The organism is Parafrankia sp. BMG5.11, from assembly GCF_004337455.1.
On sequence record NZ_SJXI01000016.1, the window covers coordinates 93,361 to 113,478 of the forward strand.

The 20,118-nt window shown below is 70.6% G+C and carries 16 protein-coding genes; 5 read left to right on the top strand and 11 right to left on the bottom strand.

The window, feature by feature from the left end:
• Positions 1-86: 86 nt before the first annotated feature.
• Together E0504_RS13050 and E0504_RS13055 are read left to right on the top strand one after the other, a co-directional pair.
• The gene (locus tag E0504_RS13050) at positions 87-2,195 is read left to right on the top strand and encodes an NACHT domain-containing NTPase (protein WP_131624618.1); all 2,109 of its coding nucleotides are present in this window, start codon (positions 87-89) and stop codon (positions 2,193-2,195) included.
• A gap of 193 nt (positions 2,196-2,388) precedes the next feature.
• Positions 2,389-3,096, top strand: coding sequence for a metal-dependent hydrolase (locus E0504_RS13055; protein WP_131624620.1), 708 nt, complete (start codon positions 2,389-2,391; stop codon positions 3,094-3,096).
• Positions 3,097-3,138: 42 nt separating this feature from the next.
• On the opposite strand, the gene E0504_RS13060 is transcribed toward E0504_RS13055, so the two are convergent.
• Positions 3,139-3,858 (bottom strand): alpha/beta fold hydrolase, encoded by a 720-nt coding sequence (locus E0504_RS13060; protein ID WP_243657495.1) that lies wholly within the window; start codon positions 3,856-3,858, stop codon positions 3,139-3,141.
• A gap of 149 nt (positions 3,859-4,007) precedes the next feature.
• Between E0504_RS13060 and E0504_RS13065 the strand changes: the two genes are divergently transcribed.
• Positions 4,008-4,475 (top strand): TIGR03668 family PPOX class F420-dependent oxidoreductase, encoded by a 468-nt coding sequence (locus tag E0504_RS13065; RefSeq protein WP_207912524.1) that lies wholly within the window; start codon positions 4,008-4,010, stop codon positions 4,473-4,475.
• Positions 4,476-4,561: 86 nt separating this feature from the next.
• Positions 4,562-5,104 carry a hypothetical protein gene (locus E0504_RS13070; RefSeq protein ID WP_131624624.1) on the top strand — a complete coding sequence of 181 codons (543 nt, stop codon included), beginning with the start codon at positions 4,562-4,564 and terminating at the stop codon, positions 5,102-5,104.
• A gap of 268 nt (positions 5,105-5,372) precedes the next feature.
• Here the strand turns inward: E0504_RS13070 and E0504_RS13075 are convergent, their stop codons facing one another.
• The 3 genes from E0504_RS13075 to E0504_RS13085 all read right to left on the bottom strand — a co-directional run bounded on the left by E0504_RS13075 (position 5,373) and on the right by E0504_RS13085 (position 8,023).
• Entirely contained in the window at positions 5,373-6,386 is a 1,014-nt protein-coding gene (locus tag E0504_RS13075; RefSeq protein WP_131624626.1) for a hypothetical protein, read from the bottom strand.
• A gap of 736 nt (positions 6,387-7,122) precedes the next feature.
• On the bottom strand, positions 7,123-7,620 hold the full coding sequence (locus E0504_RS13080) for a GNAT family N-acetyltransferase (RefSeq protein WP_131624627.1): 498 nt from the start codon (positions 7,618-7,620) through the stop codon (positions 7,123-7,125).
• Positions 7,621-7,753: 133 nt separating this feature from the next.
• Positions 7,754-8,023: a DUF1778 domain-containing protein gene (locus E0504_RS13085; RefSeq protein ID WP_041253986.1), complete on the bottom strand. Its 270-nt coding sequence runs from the start codon at positions 8,021-8,023 to the stop codon at positions 7,754-7,756.
• A 307-nt stretch (positions 8,024-8,330) separates the two neighbouring features.
• Between E0504_RS13085 and E0504_RS13090 the strand changes: the two genes are divergently transcribed.
• The gene (locus tag E0504_RS13090) at positions 8,331-8,657 is read left to right on the top strand and encodes a YkvA family protein (RefSeq protein WP_020459770.1); all 327 of its coding nucleotides are present in this window, start codon (positions 8,331-8,333) and stop codon (positions 8,655-8,657) included.
• A gap of 149 nt (positions 8,658-8,806) precedes the next feature.
• Here the strand turns inward: E0504_RS13090 and E0504_RS13095 are convergent, their stop codons facing one another.
• The 7 genes from E0504_RS13095 to E0504_RS13120 form a co-directional block, all read right to left on the bottom strand.
• Entirely contained in the window at positions 8,807-11,599 is a 2,793-nt protein-coding gene (locus E0504_RS13095) for an aconitate hydratase (RefSeq protein WP_131624629.1), read from the bottom strand.
• Between the two features lie 477 nt (positions 11,600-12,076).
• On the bottom strand, positions 12,077-13,351 hold the full coding sequence (locus E0504_RS13100) for a glycosyltransferase (RefSeq protein ID WP_243657496.1): 1,275 nt from the start codon (positions 13,349-13,351) through the stop codon (positions 12,077-12,079).
• A 185-nt stretch (positions 13,352-13,536) separates the two neighbouring features.
• Complete coding sequence (locus E0504_RS50350) at positions 13,537-13,680, bottom strand: hypothetical protein (protein WP_165938503.1); 144 nt, start codon at positions 13,678-13,680, stop codon at positions 13,537-13,539.
• A gap of 151 nt (positions 13,681-13,831) precedes the next feature.
• Positions 13,832-15,250, bottom strand: coding sequence for a nucleotide sugar dehydrogenase (locus tag E0504_RS13105; RefSeq protein ID WP_131624633.1), 1,419 nt, complete (start codon positions 15,248-15,250; stop codon positions 13,832-13,834).
• Between the two features lie 54 nt (positions 15,251-15,304).
• On the bottom strand, positions 15,305-16,501 hold the full coding sequence (gene wecB / locus E0504_RS13110) for a non-hydrolyzing UDP-N-acetylglucosamine 2-epimerase (protein WP_131624649.1): 1,197 nt from the start codon (positions 16,499-16,501) through the stop codon (positions 15,305-15,307).
• A gap of 62 nt (positions 16,502-16,563) precedes the next feature.
• The gene (gene gmd, locus E0504_RS13115) at positions 16,564-17,613 is read right to left on the bottom strand and encodes a GDP-mannose 4,6-dehydratase (RefSeq protein ID WP_165938504.1); all 1,050 of its coding nucleotides are present in this window, start codon (positions 17,611-17,613) and stop codon (positions 16,564-16,566) included.
• Positions 17,614-17,658: 45 nt separating this feature from the next.
• Complete coding sequence (locus E0504_RS13120; protein ID WP_131624635.1) at positions 17,659-20,067, bottom strand: bi-domain-containing oxidoreductase; 2,409 nt, start codon at positions 20,065-20,067, stop codon at positions 17,659-17,661.
• Between the last annotated feature and the right edge of the window lie 51 nt (positions 20,068-20,118).

Genomic DNA, 20,118 nt, shown 5'->3' on the forward strand with positions numbered 1-20,118 from the left:
GCCACCTACCACCGGCTGGCCATGGCACGGTCAACGCGCTCACCCCCGAGCGAATGTATATAGCGCAGTGTGGATAAATGCTTGCTATGAGCATCAGCGGGGGGCGCGGGGAGGCACAACGCCCGTTCTGGCTGATAGCTGGCGGCGCAGCCGTGGCCGTCGGCTGGGCGGCGGGGCTGGCCGGGCAGGGTGGCTGGGCTGCCGTGCTAATCGCGGTCGGAGTGCTACTGCCGGTCGCGGCCTTTCTGGCGGACAGGGCCTTCGCCCGTGCTGGGGGCCTGGACATCGAGAGGGTCGCCGACCGGCTCGCTGACCTGGTGCGCGATCAATGGGACACCGAAGCGACCCGCCGCGGGGTGGGCGGCCCGCCGCTGGAGGTGTTCTGGCAGGCCGCCGACGCCGACCTGGTCCACAGCTGGCCCAAGCTGCGACAGGAGGCCGTGGATGGACGAAACGGACCGGTATCCGGCACCCCGGGCAGCGGGCCGGGCGGCCTCGCCGGTAGTGGCGCGTTGCTCGCGGCCTACGACCGCAGCCCCTGCGGGCGGCTGGTCGTGCTCGGCGAGCCCGGGGCTGGCAAGACGGTCCTGCTGGTGCGGTTCGTCCTGGACCTGATCGGCCGCCGCCAGGCCGGCGAGCCGGTGCCGTTGCTGGTCCCGCTGGCCTCCTGGATCCCCGACTGGCAAAGCCTGTACGGCTGGCTGGAAGACCAGATCCTGCTTGAGTACCCCCACCTGTCCGCCGTCGATGCGGCCACCGGTGACACCCGGGCTGGAGCGCTGCTGCGCGCCGGGCTGATCCTGCCGGTCCTCGACGGGCTGGACGAGATCCGCGCCGGCGGCACCGACCAGGCTCTCGCCTCGATCAACGACGAACTCCCCGGCGACATCGGGCTCGTGCTGAGCTGCCGCACCGACGAGTTCCGCGCAGCCGTGCGTCCCGACCCCGACCAGCGGCCGATCCACCTCGACGGCGCCGCCGGCATCCACGTCCTCCCCCTCACCTCGACGGCGATCAGGGGCTATCTGCTGGCCGGTGCCGGCAGTGACGGCCCACTCCGATGGGCACCAGCCCTGACCGCTCTGGCTGACCCGACCTCGTCCGTCGCCCAGGCGCTCACCACCCCGCTGACCGCCTTCCTCGCCAGCACCGTCTACAACCCCTGGCCCTGGGAATCCAGGGTGGGCCTACCCGATCCCTCCGACCTGTGCGCCCTGCCCACCGCGGCCGCCGTCGAACAACACCTGCTCGCCGGGTTCATCCCCGCCGCCTACCGGCCACACCCCGACCGGCCGACCCGCTGGACCATCAAGCAGGCCACCCGCTACCTGGCCTTCCTCGGCCATCACCTCGAACACCGCCTGCACACCACCAGCCTCGCCTGGTGGGAGATCCCAGGCGCGACCCCCGGCACCTACCGGATCCTCACGGTCGGCATCACGGGCGGGCTCGCGACCGGGCTCACGATCACGCTCACGGCCGGAGTCGTGGCCGGGCCCACGGCCGCGCGCACGGCCGCACTCACGTTCGGGCTCCCGTTCGGGCTGGCGGCCGGGCTGGCGGCCGGTCTCGCGTTCGTGCTCGCGGGCGGCCTCGGGTATGCGCCTCCGGCGCGGACCGCGCTACGACTACCTCGAGGTCCCGTTCTTCTGAGTGGGCTCGCGGCCTGGCTCGTGGTCGGGCTCCCGATCGGGCTCACGGACGGGCCTCCGGCCGGGCTCACGGTCGGGCTGATGTGCGGGCTCACGGTCGGGCTCGTGGGCTGGGTCGGGCTCGACGCCCCTGTGAATACACAATCGAGCGTCGAACCCAGGTACACCCTGAGCCAGGACCGCGCGAGCGCCCTCGTGAACGGACTCGCGTTCACACTGGCGGGCGGGCTCGCGGTCGGGCTCGCGTTCGTGCTCCTGGTCGGATTCATGGCCGGACTCGCGATCGTGCCCCCATTCATGATCGCGATCGCCCTCGCGCTCGGACTCGCGGCCGGGCTCTCGGGCGGACTCGCGATCGGGCTCGCGTCAGCATGGGGACGACTTGGGCTGGCCCGACCATGGCTGGCCGCACGCGGCCAGCAACCCCTGCGCCTCGTCACTTTCCTCGAAGACGCCCACGCCCGCGGCGTCCTGTGCCGGGCCGGCGCGGTGTGGGAGTTCCGCCACGCCGACCTCCAGCGCTACCTCGCCGGCCCGCCCTGAGGCGCGCACCCCGGCCGGAGGCTTCGCCGCGGTCCGGATGGCCCGCGCCCGGTGGCCCCGGTCGGCTGCCCTGATTGTCGGCCTGATGAAGGGATGGCACTTTGGCGTGTCACGGGCGTTGCGCCCGGTGGACCCGCTAAAGTCCACCGGTGCTGATCATTGGGGTCCTGGTCGTCGGGGTTGAGCTGCTGTGATGGGGCAGACGCACGTGCTGAGCGGAGCGGTGGTCTGGTTGGCCGCCGTGCCGGTCCTCTCGCGGGAGGAGTGGCTGGGGTCGTACGCGCTGTCGCTGTCGTCCCAACAGGTGATCGCCGGCGCGGTGGTGGCCGCGGGCGCCGGGCTGCTGCCCGACATCGACCATCCCTCCGGCCGGATCGCGAACACCCTCGGGCCCGTCACCAAGATCCTGTGCCGCTGGGTGGGCCGGGCCTCCGGCGGGCACCGGCACGCCACCCACTCCCTGCTGTTCGCCGCCGCCATGGGTGTGGCCATGGGGCTGCTGGCCACCCATTTCCAGTACGGCTGGTGGGCGGCGCTGTACATCCTCGTGGGCTTCGGGCTGCGCGGCCTCGGCCTGGACTTCGAGGGCCACCCTTTCTGGTCCGGGCTGAAGGACTGCACGGCAGCCGGGGCCGCCATCTACCTCATGCACGGCCTCGACATGAGCTTCGCCGGTTACGCCGTCGCCATCGGCTGCCTCGCCCACCTGCTCGGGGACTGCCTGACCCCCAGGGGCTGCCTCCTGCTCTGGCCGGTGAACTGGCGGATGGAGACCGTCCTGGTGCCGAGAACGGACGGCCGGGTCGAGCGCCTGGTGGTGGTTCCGCTGCTCACCTGCGCGGCCGTCGTCCTGACGGCCCGGGTCCTGATCGGCGATCATCCGATCAGTTGGCTCAGCTGACCCGCCCGCGGCCGAATCCCGCGCGCCGCGAGAGGCGCGGGACTACGCCTTCCCGGACGCGCGCCGAACCGCCAACCGGACAAGCCCGGCGAATTCCGCCGGTGCCGTGCGATGGGCGAAGTGGTCGCCAGGAAAAGTCACGAGCTCGACGTCACGCACCACCGCGCTCAGGTGCTGCTGCATCACGACGACGGGGAAGCTCTCACTGAAGCCGTACACGACGGGAATCTCCAGCGCGGCGATGTCGTACGGCGGTGTCGGCGCCCGGGTCGACCGTTCCTCCGTGACGAACGCGCGGGCCTGCGGCCGGAGCCGAAGCCGCGCCTCGGCGCTCATCGCGTCGTATTTCGCCCCGAGCATCAGGCGCATGCCCGCGTCCTCAGGGTCCTCGCTCCACAGCATCTGCCGCATGCGCCGGTCGTCCCACCCCGGCACCCACGCCATCACCGTCTCGTAGAGCACCACGGCCGCGACGCTCTCCGGCGCCCGCACCGCGGCCCCGGCGGCGATGACCCCGCCGAACGAATGGCCGACGACGACCGCGCGGCGGCCGTCCAGAACCGCGACGAGATCCTCGATGTGGCCGTTCACGTCCACCGGTGCGCCGGTCCCGTTCGTCGACGTCCCGTAACCGCGGCGGTCGTACCAGCGCATGCGGCACTGGGACGCGAGCAGGTCGACCACCCGGGAGAACGAGCGCCCGCTGTCGAGAACACCGTGCACGAACACCACGAGCGCCTCGCCCTCGCCAGCCTCCGTCACGGCCAGGTCCACGACAAGGACAGTAGTAGGCCTGGTGCCGACGCCGCGGCGGTGGTGCACCCGCACGTGCGCCGCCGACCAGGAACATCCCGGCTGGCCGCCAGGCCGGACGCACCGGCCCATCGGAACGGCTGGCTATGGTGAGTGCCGTGAACCTGGACGAGGCCGAATGCCGCGTTCGCTTCGCGGCGGCACGGGTCGCCCGCCTGGCAACGGCCGGCGTGGACGGCCAGCCGCATCTGGTGCCGGTGACATTCACCCTGGACGACGATCAGGTCGCCATCGCCGTCGATCACAAACCGAAGCGCTCGACGGCCCTACGGCGGCTGGCGAACATCGCCGCCAACCCGCGAGTCAGCCTCCTCGTAGACCAGTACACAGACGACTGGGACGGCCTGTGGTGGGTTCGGGCGGATGGCCGCGCACGAGTTGTCACGGATGGCAACGAAGGGGTGAAGCGGGCGGTGGCGATCCACCACCTGGCGGCAAAGTACGACCAGTACCAGGCCGTCACCCCGACCGGACCAATTGTTTTCGTCCAGATCGAGAAATGGCAGGGTTGGGCGTTCACAGCCCGCCAGAGGGCCCAAGGAGTCGATGGCGCGCCGGAGACGTAGACGCTCCCGCAAGGAACCCCGTCCCGGCACTGTGGAGAGCCAGGTACTCCCTCGCGGGGGGACGCGGTTCCGACTAGTCTTCGATCATGGTTGAGTCGCGGGAGGCAGGCAGCGGCGGATCGCCGGCCGTGGCCCCCGAGCACCTTCTGGCCCCTCGCCAGCGGATCGAGGCCGCCGCTGCCGCGGCCCTGGCCGAGCTGCCACCCCATGGCCGGTGGATCACGGTGACCGTCGAGGACCCGGACGACGACGACCTGGCCTACGCGCTGGCACTGGTGGTGCGGGACCGGACGACCGCGGCCGAGGTCGCCGCGCATCTGGGGGTTCCCGTCACCGAACCCGAGGTCATCGGCTGGGCGAGCGAGTGGGTCGTTTCGGCGCGCTACCGGGGCAGTGCGGCCGGCACATCCGTGAGCCCGACGACCGACCCAGCCGAGCTGGCAGTCGATCTCGCGGACTGGCTGCAGACGTTCCTGGCCGACGACTTCATCTCCGACCCCGTGCCACCGTGCCCTGGCCATCCGCACCCGATGCGGCCGGTGGTACACGAGTGGAAGCCATGGTGGACGTGCCCCCGGGACAGCGGGCTCGTCAGGCCCTGGCCGGCCCAGGTCACCGACCAGAGCTGACGCTCGAAAACGTCGCCCACGAGATCGCGGGCGGCGGACAGCCCAGCAGTCGAGCGATGTCCCACACCCCACAGGTACGAGTACGCGGAACCGCGTCAATCGGTGAGGCGCCGCCGGCCGGCCGACGGCGCCTCGTCGCTTTTCCGCTGAATCCAGACAGCTTCTATCCCGCCGAAATTCGGCAGGCATTCCTAACCCGCTATGCAACCGGAATGGGCGCGGGAGTCACCGGCGACGGGGTGGTGATCACGGTGGGCTGATCCGGCTACTAAACTCCTGCCCACGGGTACTTGTGCTCGTGGTGCTTCGAGTTGTACCAGAGCACCTTCTCGAGAGTAAGCTTGATCTTCTTCTTCACCAGGTCCTTGTAGTGGCGGTCGTAGCCACCGACCGGCTGGTAGGCGGCGGCTACGTCTCCCGCATCGTCCCCGTCTTCCACGTAACCGTCGGACTCGTCACCGTAGGACTCGTCACCGTCGGACTCGTCACCGTAGGACGGCCAATCCTTCTTGTCGTGGTGCTTCTTGTCCTTGCCGTCGTACCAGACGACCCGCTCGTAGCTGAAGGCGTCCTTACGCTTCGAGACATCCTTGTGCTTCTTGTCGGGCTTCTCGCGGAGATCACCGGAAGCCAGCGCCGCGTCGGCGACCTCAACCGGGTCGACAGCACCGACCGAGACACCGGGAACCAGTGGCGTGTCGACGAGCTCAGCCGGGCCGCCGGAGCCGGCCGGGGCACCGGGAACCGGCAGCGGGGCGGCGAGCTCAGCCGGGCCGTCGGACTCGTCACCGTCGGACTCGCCGCCGTAGGACGGCCAATCCTTCTTCTCGTGGTGCTTCTTGTCCTTGCCGTCGTACCAGACGACCCGCTCGTAGCTGAAGGCGTCCTTACGCTTCGAGACATCCTTGTGCTTCTTGTCGGGCTTCTCGCGGAGATCACCGGAAGCCAGCGCCGCGTCGGCGACCTCAACCGGGTCGACAGCACCGACCGAGACACCGGGAACCGGCAGCGGGGCGGCGAGATCAGCCTGGTCGTCGGACTCGTCACCGTAGGACTCGTCACCGTCGGACGGCCAATCCTTCTTCTCGTGGTGCTTCTTGTCCTTGCCGTCGTACCAGACGACCCGCTCGTAGCTGATTGCGGTCTTCTCCTTCTTCACCTCCGGCCCGCCCCCCGGCACCAGGGCCTGTGCCGAGGTGGCGCTCGCACCCAGGGTGACGGCAACGGAAACGAGGCCCGATGTGGCTAGAATGGCCGTACGCCGCCCTATTTTGCTTGTCATCTTCTACCTTTCAGAACGATCTTTTGCACTAGTTCTACGGTCGTCAACCTAGCGGCCCTACCTCCCTTACAGCGGCAGCACAAAACAGGCGTGTCTCCAGCGACTTAACGGCGTCCGATCCGACACATTTCAGCGAATGCGAGAATTCCTCGAACCGGCTCTCCGACACCCGTCAGCCAATACGGCCCGCCCCGGCCAGAAAAATCGGATCGAGAGCGAAGGAGGCGGATTCCAGTCCGGACCATCCGACCATAATCGCCACCGAATATACCCGAGGACCGCCCGTAAAAATAAGGCTGATTCGGTGCGGCGCACCGGTTCCAGCGTCCGAACGAATAGTTTTCAACCCCCCGCAACCGCCACCAAGAGACCGCCGGCGACCCGAATCTTCCCGGTACGACCGCAGCAGGTTGCCCATATGACAGCACCTGGATTAGGCGATATCTTTTTTCGCAGACAGCGGAGAGTCCATATCCGGCGACCAAGTCCCCAGACAGCAGTGGTCACACAGAATCCGACGCAGACCGCACAGGCGGCGCCTCCTGAGATCCGCAGCAGGAAACCCGCGTTCCTCATATTCGTGCGCGGCGCGGCGCGATGTCGAGGAAAACCGGGATGCAGAAGCAGACCGGACCGGTGCGACGACGTCAAGTGTCAGCGAGACGGCCCGGCATGGTGGTCATGTCCCGCGCGCTGCGCAGGGACCAGTACAACGACCCGGGCCAGGTGCACGAAGTCAGGCCGAGGAGCCGGCGGCGTTCTGCAGGGGAAGCAGCACCAGATGCGGGTCCAGCGCGGTGGGCACGAAGCCGAGGTGACGGTAGAACGACTGTCCGTCGGGTGCGGTCGCGTGCGCGCCCAGCAGCGGGGTTCCGACCATGCGGCGCACTGTGAGCGCCCGCATCGTCGCGTCGCGGACGAGCCGGGCACCGACCCCCCGGCCCTGATAGCGGACGTCCACGGCCAGCCGGCCGACGAGCATCATCGGGACCGGGTCCACGGGCCGGTGGGAACGCCACCGCGAGGCCGTGCCGACGCGCTCGGCCGCCGCGGTCGCCAGGCAGTAGTAGCCGGCCACGGTGGAGCCGTCCAGCAGCACGAACGTGCTGGTGATGCGTTCGCGCTGGTGGTCCTTGGCGTGGTGGCGCAGCCAGCTGTCGAGGACGGGATCGCCACAGCCGAACGCGACCGTGTCGTGGTCCTCCACCAGGGCCGACGGCTTCGTGAACGGCACGGGCCGAATCCTTCCAGGCATGGTCGATCTCGTCGTGGGGTCGATCTACCGGGATCGACGGGGGCAGCCGGGGCGACGGGCCTGCCGCCCTGTCAGGGCAGGTGGAGCTCGTCTACGGAGACACAGGTCCCGCCTACTCCTGGCCTGGCTCCTCGTCGAGCAGCTTGCGCAGCCGCGGGTTGTCGGTGGGTGGCGCCTGCAGCATCGCGTCCAGTTCGGCCCAGGCGGTCTCGGAGACCCTGAACAGCCGACGGTCGGCGAGTACCTCGCGGGCGTAGCGCCGCATGCTCTCCACCGCGAACAGCTCCAGGCTGAGGCCCTCGGCGTCCGCGGCGGACCGGATGATCTCGGCGTCGTCGGCGGGCAGGCCGAACGTGATTCTCTCGTCCTCAGCGGAGGTCATGCTGGCAGTTTGCCGTCCCGCTCCACGACATGCGACGCCGGGCCCCACGTCGCTCGTCACACAATCGGGCAACCGGGTGGAGGGCCGAAAAGCACCGGTCACGGAGCATGGTCGGGGCATGTTCGGACCGCTGCGCACCGGGGCATCTCCCTACAGATCATCCATCCGGGACCAACCCCGACGAAGGAGCCGTGAGGACCACGATGGCCGACCATCCAGGGGCACGATCGTCACCGGGACGACGTCCGGGGGCGTGCACGCCCGGTACGGGCCGGGCGGCATGTGACCACCGCACGGAGGAACTGCGATGAGCGACGGTGTGGGCACGGGCCTGGTCGTCGTCCTCGGCGTGATCGCCGCAGTAGGTCTGGTGCTGGTCGCCGGCACCTTCTACCTGCTGCGCCGCTACCGGTTGCCGCTACACGGCGTCGCCGCGACGATCGCCAGCCTGCTCTACGTGATCTCCCCGGTGGACGCCGTCCCCGAGATCCCGCTGGGGCCGGTGGGCCTCGTCGACGACCTCGCGGTGATCCTCGGGGCGCTGTTCTACGTCCGCAAGCTCGTCGACGCCCGCCGGCCGGGGCCGGCGGAGCTGGAAGTCCCGGGCCGCGGTCGGGGCCGCGGCCGTCGCTAGAGCCCACTGCGGGGCACGAGAACCCGCAGAGCCCGAACAGGCGGGATGCGGGCGTGCCCGTCGGGCCCGTCCGGAGGAGAGCGGGCGTGGTGCCCTCCTCCGGACGGACCTGATCAGACCGGATCAGACCGGATCGAACCCAGGTCAGATCAGATCAGCGAGCGCAGGACGTACAGCAGGATCCCGCCGTGGCGGTAGTACTCCGCCTCGCCGGGGGTGTCGATGCGCACCACGGCCTCGAACGAGCTGTCCCCCGCCTGCACGGTGATCGTCGGGGTCTTCTCGTCGACGTCGGCCAGCCCGGTGATGGTGAAGGTCTCCTCACCGGTGAGCCCGAGCGACTCCGCCGACTCGCCGACGGGGAACTGCAGCGGCAGCACACCCATGCCGATCAGGTTCGACCGGTGGATCCGCTCGTAGGACTCGGCGATGACGGCCCGAACGCCCAGCAGTGCGGTGCCCTTGGCAGCCCAGTCACGCGACGAGCCCGAGCCGTATTCCTTGCCCGCGAGCACGACCAGCGGCACGCTCTCGGCGGCGTACTTCTGGGCCGCGTCGTAGATCGCCACCTGCTCGCCGTCGGGGAGGTGGCGGGTGACGCCGCCCTCCACGCCGGGCACCAGCTTGTTCCGCAGCCGGATGTTGGCGAAGGTCCCGCGGATCATCACCTCGTGGTTGCCGCGGCGGGAGCCGTAGGAGTTGAAGTCCCCCGGGGCGACCCCGTTCTCGGTGAGGTAGCGCCCGGCCGGCGAGTCCTTCTTGATGGAGCTGGCCGGCGAGATGTGGTCGGTGGTCACCGAGTCACCCAGGTAGGCCAGCACCCGGGCGCCGACGATGTCGGTACGCGCGGACGGCTTGGCCGCCATCCCGTCGAAGTACGGAGGACGGCGGACGTAGGTCGAGTCCTCGACCCAGCCGAAGGTCTGCGACACCTCGCCGCCGTCACCGACGGGCAGTGCCTGCCAGCGCTCGTCTCCGGAGAGGTCGGCGTAGCGGTCCGCGAACATCTCCGAGGTGATCGAGTCGCCCACCACCTGGGCGACCTCGGTCTCGCTCGGCCAGATGTCGCGCAGGTAGACCGGCTCACCGGCGGTGTCGACGCCGAGCGGGTCGGTGTCGATGTTGATGTCCATCGTGCCGGCCAGCGCGTAGGCGACCACCAGCGGCGGGGAAGCCAGGTAGTTCATCTTGATGTCGGGGCTGATCCGGCCCTCGAAGTTCCGGTTGCCCGACAGGACGCTGACGACCGCCAGGTCGGCGCCGTTGATCGCGGCGGAGATCTCCGGGGCGAGGGGGCCCGAGTTGCCGATGCAGGTGGTGCAGCCGTAGCCGACCAGGTTGAACCCGACCTTCTCCAGGTAGGGGATGAGCCCGGCCCGCTCGTAGTAGTCCATGACCACCTTGGAGCCGGGGGCCAGCGTGGTCTTCACCCAGGGCTTGCGGGTCAGGCCCTTCTCCACGGCGTTGCGCGCGAGCAGCGCGGCCCCGATCATGACCTGCGGGTTCGACGTGTTGGTGCAGGAGGTGATCGCCGCGACGGCGACCGCTCCGTGGTCGATCTCGAAGCTGGTGCCGTCGGCCAGCGTGACGGTCGTCGGCTTCGACGGCCGCCCGTTGACGTCACCGGCGACCGCGTTGACCGAGATCCGGGCGACCGGCGCGTCGGAGGGCTTGTCACCGAACGCGGCCGCCGGGTCGGAGGCCGGGAACGACTCGGCGTCGGCCTCGTCGGCGCCGCCGTTCGCCAGCTCGGTGGGCTTGGCGTAGTTGGCGAGGGCCTCGCGGAACGCCGGCTTCGCCGTCGACAGCAGCACCCTGTCCTGCGGGCGCTTGGGGCCGGCCAGCGAGGGGACGACGGTCGACAGGTCGAGCTCGAGGGTGGTGGTGTACTTCGCCTCGTGGCTCGGGTCGTGCCAGAGGCCCTGCTCCTTGGCGTACGCCTCGACCAGCGCGACGAGCTCGTCGGGGCGGCCGGTGAGCCGCAGGTAGGACAGGGTCTCGGCGTCGATCGGGAAGATCGCGCAGGTGGAGCCGTACTCGGGGCTCATGTTGCCGATCGTGGCCCGGTTCGCGAGCGGGACGTTCGCGACGCCCTCGCCGTAGAACTCGACGAAGCGGCCGACCACGCCGTGCTTGCGCAGCTGCTCGGTGATGGTCAGCACCATGTCGGTGGCGGTGGTGCCGGCGGGCAGCTCACCGGTGAGCTTGAAGCCGACGACGGTCGGGATCAGCATGCTCACCGGCTGGCCGAGCATGGCGGCCTCGGCCTCGATGCCGCCGACGCCCCAGCCGAGCACCCCGAGACCGTTGATCATCGTGGTGTGGCTGTCCGTCCCGACGAGGGTGTCGGGGTAGGCCAGGGTGCCCTCGGCGGTCTCCTTGGTGAAGACCACGCGGGCGAGGTGCTCGACGTTGACCTGATGCACGATGCCGGTGTTCGGCGGCACCACGGTGAAGTTGTCGAACGCCGCCTGGCCCCAGCGCAGGAACTGGTACCGCTCGCGGTTGCGCTGGAACTCCAGCGTCGCGTTGAGCTCGAAGGCGTCCGGCCGGCCGAAGTGGTCGGCGATGATCGAGTGGTCGATCACCATCTCGGCGGGCGCCAGCGGGTTGATCTTCGTGGAGTCCCCGCCGAGCGCGACCATCGCCTCGCGCATGGCGGCGAGGTCGACGACGCAGGGCACGCCCGTGAAGTCCTGCATGATGACCCGGGCCGGGGTGAACTGGATCTCCTGGCTCGGTTCGGCCGCCGGGTCCCAGTCGGCCAGCGCGCGTACGTGGTCGGCGGTGATGTTGGCGCCGTCCTCGGTGCGCAGCAGGTTCTCGAGCAGAACGCGGAGGCTGTACGGCAGGCGGTCGGCCCCGGGCACCGCGTCCAACCGCCTGATCGTGTAGGTGCGATCACCTACCGCGAGTCTGCCGGTGCTGCCGAAGCTGTCCATGGCCTTCGTCTCCTCCTCGTCACCTCACCCGCTCCTCGTCCGCGGGGAGGTCCGACACCAGCAGCGATCACATCCGGTCGACACCGTGACTCGCCACGGTTCGGCCACCTCGTCCCATCCTGGCACTCTCAGGGGTGACGGCGGTGGCTGGAACCGTCGGTCACGTTCCGGCGGGGCCGGTGGGCCTGTGACCATCGCCTCCCGGACGCCGGTGCACCTCACCGGAATCCGCGCCACATTTAATTAGCAAGGCTAAAAATATCAGGTGGTCCGCCCGGACGCGCACCTCACGCCGTGCGGCCGGACAGAACAAGACGATAAGGGTGTCGGCGACCGAGGTGGGATGTCCCACCCGCCCGGAGTCCACCTTGGACGGGTCCAGCTCGCGGAGAGCGCCCCGTCGGAGACGGGCCCGCCTCGCGGCAGGCGCTCCTCGAGAACGGACCCGCCCGCGGAGAAGCGGGCCGCACACCCCGGCTACGACCAGACGGCCGTGATGTCGCGCTGCCAGTTCTCCATCGTGAACGGGGACCGCCGCAGCCGCCGCATCGCCTCACGGCGCTCGTCCATCGTGGGCGGGACGACCGCCAGATCGGCCGCGGTGTTGGCCCAGATCTCGTTGGGGGTGCCCAGCGGCAGCATGGTGATCCCGGGCAGCACCCGGGCGATCTCCCCCACTCCCGGCAGGTCGGACGACAGCACCGGGGTCCCGACCGCGCAGGCCTCGAGCACCACACTCGGCAGCCCCTCGCGCAGCGAAGTCACCAGCAGCAGCGACGAGGTCACCAGCAGCTTCGGGATGTCGAGCCGCTCGCCGATGAACTCGACCCGGTCGGACACACCCAGACCCCGGGCCAGGGTCATCAGCCGCTCGGTCTCGTCCTCGGTCTGGCGCCCGACGATCCGCAGGCGGACGTCGAGCCCCCGCGCGCACATCGCCGCGACGATCTCGATGGCCCGGGCCCGGTTCTTGACCGGGTCCGGGCGGGCGACGTGCAGGACGGTCAGCTGCGGTGTCATGGCCTCCCCGAACTCGTCGAGTTCGGGGAGGTCCGGCATGGGCCGCTGGCCCGCGATGGCCACTCCGAAGGGCTCGAGCTCGACCCCGTTGTAGATGACCCGGCACCGGGGGTCGAGCCGCCAGGTCTCCCGCCACCGTCCGCGCATCGCCGCCTCGCTGGCCGCGAGCAGGTCGGTGGCGAACGCGTCCAGCAGCACCCGCCCCACCATCCGCTGGAGGCGGCCGCGAAGGCTCTCGCCGCTCTGGTCCGCGCCGCTGAAGAAGTGCGCGACACGGCGCGGCACACCGGCCGCCCGGGCCACCGCGAGCACCACGCCCGAGAAGGTCGCCACACCCGAGTGGACGACGTCCGGCCGGACCGAACGCAGCAGCCGGTAGAAGGCGAGCGGGAACCTCAGGTCGGCGCGGCAGTAATGGACCTCGCCACCCAGTGCCCGGATCTCGTCGTCCAGCGATCCGGGGGCACCCGAGGTGACGCAGAACAGCAGCCGGTACTCCTGCGGGTCCAGGCGCCGCAGGAGGTTGACCGCGCGGATCACCTCGCCCGCCCGGTCCATCCTCGGGAGCACCTCCAGCACCGTCACAGGACTGTCCCGGTCAGGGCGGGCGGGCGCGGGGTCCACCCGCCTCCCGACCGACGCGCGCTCGCGGTCGTTTCCCGAGCCACGGTGCTCGCCGTTGCCGGCGGGCCCGTCGACCGTGATGGGCCCAGCAGTCCGGTCGCCGTCCACCGTGCGCCTCGCCCTCACCTGTCGACCGAGCCCGTCGAGCGCCGGACCACGCGCACCAGCCACCCGCGGGCGCCACGCATCCCCCTGCCGCCTGTACCCCTGCCACCAGTCGGTCTGCCGCCGGTCCATCTGCCACCCATGTGCTCTGGTTGCCTCCGTCGTGGTCACTTTCCGCGCCGTACCGTTCACCCGCAGCCGCCGGTCCGGCGCGGCACTCCCGCCTCGTCGAGCGCACCGGGCCAGCTCAACCCGTGGCGATACGTGCCCGCCGGGGAACAGGCGAACATCGCCGCATCGGCACTCCGACGGATCCGAGACTCCGTGGTCATGAGGACTCTCCCAGCTCCCTCCAGGACACCCGGCAACCTTCGCCAACCTACAGAGAGAGTTCTACTACACAGAGTCACGACACTCGGGACCTCGGGACGACCGAACAGGCGGGGCGCCCCGCGACAGCCGCAGGTCACCCCCTCACGGGTCTCACAGCGACTCGATGAGGGCGCGGCGCGGCGCGGAACGTGGTGCTGGAACGACCACCCTGACCGGCGAGTCGGTGGCCGCCGCCGGTACGTCGGCCGTCGAGTCGAGTGCCGGGCCGGGTAGCGCTCCGGTCTGCTCACGATCCGCCGGCGCCCCGGCGGCACGAGTCGACGCGGCCGGCAGCCACCGGCGCGTGTCGAGGACGGCCGTGGCGTGACGCATCACCAGGTCGCGACAGAACGCGTCGTGGTCGACCAGCACGACCACCAGGTCGGCCGCCGCGATCTGCGCCGCGTCGGCGTCCACCAGTGCGACCCGTCCCGGCGCCTGCGCGGGGTCGACGTGCGGATCGGCCGCGAAGACCCCGGCGCCGAGATCGGCCAGCAGCGCGGCCACTCGCGCGGCCGGCGACTCACGGGAGTCACCGGTGTTCCTCTTGTAGGCCAGTCCGAGCAGAAGGATGCGGCTGCCGCTCACCGAGCGTCCGCGCCGGTTGAGCATGTCGATCACACGACGGACCACATGGTCCGGCATGTGGTCATTGATGTCGTTGGCCAGTTCGACGAACCGGAAGCTGCGGCCGAGCCGTCGCCGCACCCGCCAGGACAGATACGACGGGTCTATGGGCAGGCAATGGCCACCGGCGCCGGGGCCGGGCCGGAACGGCATGAACCCGAACGGTTTGGTGGAGGCGGCGTCGATCGCCTCCCACACATCCACCCCCAATTCGTGCGCGAACATCGCGAGCTCGTTGACCAGGGCGATGTTGACGTGCCGGAAGGTGTTCTCCAGCAGCTTGGTGAGCTCGGCCGTCCTCGTCGAGGCGACCGACACGGTACGGTCCACCAGCGAGTCGTAGAAGGCCCGGACCGCCTCGAGCGAGGCGTCGTTGACGCCGGAGACGACCTTCGGCGTGTTCTCCAGCCGCCAGGTCGGGTTTCCCGGGTCGATACGCTCCGGGGAGTAGCCGAGCCGGAAGTCGTCTCCGGCGGTGAGCCCGGATCCCTCCTCCAGCAACGGCCCGAACAGTTCCTCTGTCGTACCCGGATAGGTGGTCGACTCCAGCACCACCGTCGCCCCCGGTGTCACCAGTGGCGCCAGGCTGCGGGCCGCCTCGACGACGTAGCCCAGATCGGGCGCGCCCTCCCGCAGCGGGGTGGGGACGGTGACGACCGCGACGTCGAACCCCGCGGCCGCCGCGAAGTCGGCCGTCGGCTCATACCGCCCGGAGTCGAGTGCCGCGGCGAGCCGGTCCCGCGAGACGTCCTCGACGTACGACTCACCGGCAGCGAGCCGCTTGACCCGCCCGGCGTCGACGTCGACGCCGACCACCCGCCAGCCGGCCTCGACCGCGCGCATCGCCACGGGAAGACCTACGTACCCCTGGCCGACCACCACCAGCTTTCCCGAAGAAGTCATGAACTTATTGTCACTCATTAAATACTGTCAGCTACGCAACAGCATTACGGTGTGTCACGCTCCGCGATCGACAGGCGATGTCGGCAGCAGGGGGTCGGGCACGGCCTCCGCCCGCCCACGCGGGCGGGACCCGCCGCCACGACGGGCCCGACGTTCGAGGGTCCGCCCGAGGACCGCGGAGATCCGCCGGCCCGCATGCCCGTCCCACAGATCGGGACAACGCGGCGGTGGTGGGCGGTCGAGCACCTCGAACGCGCCCGCCATGATCGCCGCTGGAGAACAGCCCACCACCCGGTTCGTCCCCTCGGTGACCGTGATCGGCCGCTCGGTGCTCTCCCGCAGGGTCAGACACGGAACACCCAGCACCGTGGACTCCTCCTGGACACCACCAGAATCGGTGAGCACCAGTCGCGCACCCATCTGAAGCGCGACGCAGTCCAGGTAGCCGGCCGGTCCGAGTGCCCGCACCCCGTCCGGCAGCCGCCCGGCCAGGCGGCTGGCGGTACGCGGGTGAACGGGGAACACCAGCGGGCAGCGGCGCGCGATCTCGCCCAGCGCCGCGAGCAGCCCGTCGAGTACCGCCGGGTCGTCGACGTTGCTCGGCCGATGCAGTGTCACCAGGCCGTACTCCCCGGGGGTCAGGCCCAGATCGGCGAGCACGGGCCGGGAGCGGGCCCGCTCCCGGCAGGCGAGCAGCGTGTCGACCATGACATTGCCCGCGAGGTGGACCGACTCCGGTCGCGCACCCTCGGCGAGGAGGTGGACGACACCTTCGGGGCTGGGGGCGAACAACAGGTCCGACACACGGTCGGTGACGATCCGGTTGATCTCCTCGGGCATCGTCCGGTCACCGCTGCGCAGGCCGGCCTCGACGTGGGCGACCGGGACGTTCGCCTTCGCCGCGACGAGCGCGCACGCCAACGTCGAGTTCACGTCGCCGACGACCACGACGACATCGGGTGCAAGCCGCGCCAGCAGCGGCTCGAACGCGGTCATCACGGCCGCGGTCTGCACCGCGTGCGAGCCGGATCCCGCCTCCAGATGGTAGTCGGGCTGCCGCAGCCCGAGATCGGCGAAGAAGACGTCACTCATCGCCTCGTCGTAGTGCTGTCCCGTGTGCACGAAGCTGCTTCGGGCACCGTCGGCCGCCAACGCGTCGAGAACAGGCTTCACCTTGATGAAGTTCGGTCTCGCGCCGGCGATGACGACGGCGTGCAGGCCGGCCGCGGGCAGAGCGCCCTGGTCGGGCACCAGCGCGGGATCGGACCTGCCCGCGGCGCGCGACGCCGGAGGTACGGATGCGAAGGCCGCGGTCACGGCGCCGCCGTCCAGTTGCGCTCCAGGCCGCCGACCACCGTGTCCGGGTGGGCCGACCCCGTGTGGGACACCTCGGCCCGCTCGGCGGCGAGGTCGGCGTCGACCATCATCTCCACCAGCTCGTGGAAGCCGACCCGCGGCTTCCACCCCAGCACCTCACGAGCCTTCGACGCGTCCCCCACCAGCACATCCACCTCCGCCGGCCGGAAGAACCGCGGATCCGACCGCACATACCCCGACCAGTCCTCGATCCCCACCCGGGCGAACGCCACGTCCAGAAGTTCACGAATACTGTGCGTCTCCCCCGTCGCGACCACGAAGTCGTCCGGGGTGTCCTGCTGGAGCATCCGCCACATCGCGTCCACATAGTCCCCCGCGAAACCCCAGTCGCGCCGCGACTCCAGATTCCCCAGGGACACCGAGTCCTGCAGACCCAGCGAAATCCGCGCCACCGCCCGCGAGATCTTCCGCGTCACGAACTCGATCCCCCGCCGCGGCGACTCGTGATTGAACAACATCCCCGAACACGCGAACAACCCGTACGACTCGCGGTAATTCACCGTCAGGTAATGCCCGAACGTCTTCGCCACCCCGTACGGCGACCGCGGATGAAACGGAGTCGTCTCCCGCTGCGGCGTCTCCCGCACCTTTCCGAACATCTCCGACGACGACGCCTGGTAGAAACGCACCCGCGAGAGGTCATTACCACCCGCGATCCGCAGCGCCTCCAGAACCCGCAGCACCCCCATCCCCGTCGTCTCCCCGGTCAGCTCCGCCTGCTTCCAGGAGAGCCCGACGAACGAGATCGCGCCCAGGTTGTACACCTCGTCGGGCTGGGAGATCTCCACCGCGCCGATCAACGACGGAAGATCCGTCAGGTCACCCTCCAACAACACGACCCCCGGCACCAGCCGCTCCACGGTCGCCACCTTCGGGTTCGACTGCCCACGCACCAGCCCGAACACCTCATAACCCCGACCGACCAGCAACTCCCCCAGATACAACCCGTCCTGGCCGGTGATTCCCGTAATCAGCGCGCGAGGCACGATCTCTGTTCTCCTGTCTCCGGGTCCACCCGGGTTACCCCTACGTCAGAGGGATGGTTCGCTCTTCCCCCTCTGGGCGGCGGGAAGGCCGGCGCCGTCCAGAGGCGTGCTGTCCGGATCCGCCGTCCGCGCCGCCGGCACCCCGACCGCGCCCGCGCCCACCCGCACCGTGCCCGTGCGGGCAGCACCGGCCGGCTCGATGACGGCCGGGCCGGTGGCGGCTGCCTCCACTGACTGTGGAAGTCCGGTGCCGAGGCTCGCGGCGGCGGCGAGTGTCGCCCGGGACGACGCGATCAGCTCGGCCGTCACGTCGGTCGCGCCGCCGCGGCACATCCGCAGGAACGCGCCGGCCGCCGCCCGGTGTCCCTTGTCCTGCGCGCCCTTCCATTCCGAGCTGCCGTCGACCACCAGCTCCCGGAAGTCGTCGATGCGCAGGTGACGCCGGCCGGCGAAAGCCTCGACCATCTCCTTCCGGCAGGCCCGGGGGCGGGCGGAGCTGTACGCGATGGTCGACAGGCTTCCGTCGACGTGCCGCAGTGTCACGGCCAGGTCTTCGGCCAGCAGCGCCTCACCACGGCGACCAGGCAGCGCTGTCGCCGCCTCGACCCGGCTTCCCGCCAGCGTGGCGCAGGTGTCGACGAAGTGGCAGACCTCGCCCAGCAGCCGGCCGCCCTCGACCCGGTCGCCATACCAGTGATCAGCGGGTACGGGACCGGCCGCGACCCGGTAGACCAGACTCAGCGGGCCGTCCCGCTCCGCCAGGCGCCGCCGGGCCGTGACGACCGCCGGGGAGAACCTGCGGTTGAGACCAACCATCAGCACGCCGCCGCCCACGGCCGCCGCCTGCTCGACCATCTCCAGCTCGGCCAGGTCGAGAGCCAACGGCTTCTCGCACCACACGTGCCGGCCCCGTTCGAGTGCCGCCGCGGCCAGCCAGGCGTGCGTGGAGTGCGGCGTCGCGATCACCACCACGTCGAGGTCGTCGTCGTCGAGCAGCTCGTCGACCCCGGTCGCGGCCCCCTGGAACCCATGCCGGTCGGCGAAGGCGCGCGCCGACCGCCCACCGGCCGAAGCGACGCTGATGAAGCGGTCGAAACCGGCAGCCCGGAAAGCCGGCAGCAACACCGAGCCGGAGAAGTTCCCGGCGCCGATCCAACCGACACGGTCACCTCGGCGTCGGCCCGGCGAGCCGACCGGACGCGCCACCTGTTGCGTGCGCTGTCCGGCCCGCCGTGCGTCCCCCGGGGCGGAACCCCGGGTCGGTGCGATGCCCTCCGCGGGCAGAGTGCCCTCCGCAGAAAGGGCGCCCTCCACCGGCTCGGTCAGCTCGGCGCGGCGCGGGTAGTCGAACCGGATGGCCAGGTACGGCTCCCGTCGCGTCGCCACCAGATCGTAGGCGGCCGCGGCCTGCTCGAGCGGGAAGGCGTGGGTGACCAGATCGGCCACGGACAGCCGGCCGGCGGCGAGCAGGTCGAGCACCGCCTCCTGGTTGCGGCCCTCCGTCCAGCGGACCTGGCCCGCCGGGTAGTCCACGCCCCACTCCTCGTAGCCACGCTCGTACCGGCCGGGGCCGTACGAGCGCGCGAAGCGCAGGGCGAGCTCCTTCTCGTAGAACGGCGCGCGTGCCAAACCCAGCGGGACGTCCCCGACGACGACGAGCTGCGCACGGTCGCGCGCGAACTCGGTCGCCCGCATCACCGGGTCGCCGGACCGGCCCGCCGCGCAGATCAGCACCGCGTCCGCCCCGCGTCCCCGGCTCCACTCCCGCACGGCGGCCGTGGTCGCGTCGCCGGACTCGCGCAGCGCCCGCACGCCGGTCGCGGCGGCGGTGGTCAGCGGCAGGTCCGCGAGGTCCACACCGGCCACGTCACATCCACTGGCCAGCGCGATGCGGGCGGCGAGCTGGCCGATGAGACCCAGCCCGACGACGACCACCTTCGATCCCGGTCCGACCTCGGCCAGGCGCAGCCCGTGCAGCGCGATGGCGGCGATGGTCGCGAAGGCGGCATCGGCCGCGGGGACCCCGGCGGGTACCCGCGCGCACAGCAGTCCGGGTACCGCCTGGAACTCGGCGTGGTTCGCCCAGCCCGCCCCGCCGGTGACCACCACGTCACCGGGCCGGATGCCCTCGACAGCGGTACCCACCCGGACGGCCCGGCCGGCCCCGCTGTAGCCCAGGGGCAGTTCGGAGGCGAGCCGGTTGCGGACCGAGCGGACCGCCTCGCCGATCCCGTCCGCTTTGGCCTTCTCCGCCACCCGGCGGACGAGGTCGGGGCGTGCCCGCGCCTTGGCCAGCAGCCCGGACCGGGCGAGCGTCGTCACCGCCCGCTCGGTGCCGGCGGACACGATGGTGGCGACTGTCTCGACAAGTACCTCAGTCGCGCCGATGGAGGGAATCGGAGTGTCGACGACCCGAACCTCTCCACCGCCGGCGGCCTGGACCACCTGCCTCACCGGAGATCCCGGCCCATCGCCTGGACCTGCCGCGCAGAAGATCCGCGGCTC

Excerpts from the sequence above, each read along its gene's own strand:
- E0504_RS13050 (WP_131624618.1), top strand. The coding sequence starts at position 87 with ATGAGCATCAGCGGGGGGCGCGGGGAGGCACAACGCCCGTTCTGGCTG.
- E0504_RS13055 (WP_131624620.1), top strand. The coding sequence starts at position 2,389 with ATGGGGCAGACGCACGTGCTGAGCGGAGCGGTGGTCTGGTTGGCCGCC.
- E0504_RS13070 (WP_131624624.1), top strand. The coding sequence starts at position 4,562 with ATGGTTGAGTCGCGGGAGGCAGGCAGCGGCGGATCGCCGGCCGTGGCC.
- E0504_RS13075 (WP_131624626.1), bottom strand. The coding sequence starts at position 6,386 with ATGACAAGCAAAATAGGGCGGCGTACGGCCATTCTAGCCACATCGGGC.
- E0504_RS13085 (WP_041253986.1), bottom strand. The coding sequence starts at position 8,023 with ATGACCTCCGCTGAGGACGAGAGAATCACGTTCGGCCTGCCCGCCGAC.
- E0504_RS13090 (WP_020459770.1), top strand. The coding sequence starts at position 8,331 with ATGAGCGACGGTGTGGGCACGGGCCTGGTCGTCGTCCTCGGCGTGATC.
- E0504_RS13095 (WP_131624629.1), bottom strand. The coding sequence starts at position 11,599 with ATGGACAGCTTCGGCAGCACCGGCAGACTCGCGGTAGGTGATCGCACC.
- E0504_RS50350 (WP_165938503.1), bottom strand. The coding sequence starts at position 13,680 with ATGACCACGGAGTCTCGGATCCGTCGGAGTGCCGATGCGGCGATGTTC.
- E0504_RS13105 (WP_131624633.1), bottom strand. The coding sequence starts at position 15,250 with ATGACTTCTTCGGGAAAGCTGGTGGTGGTCGGCCAGGGGTACGTAGGT.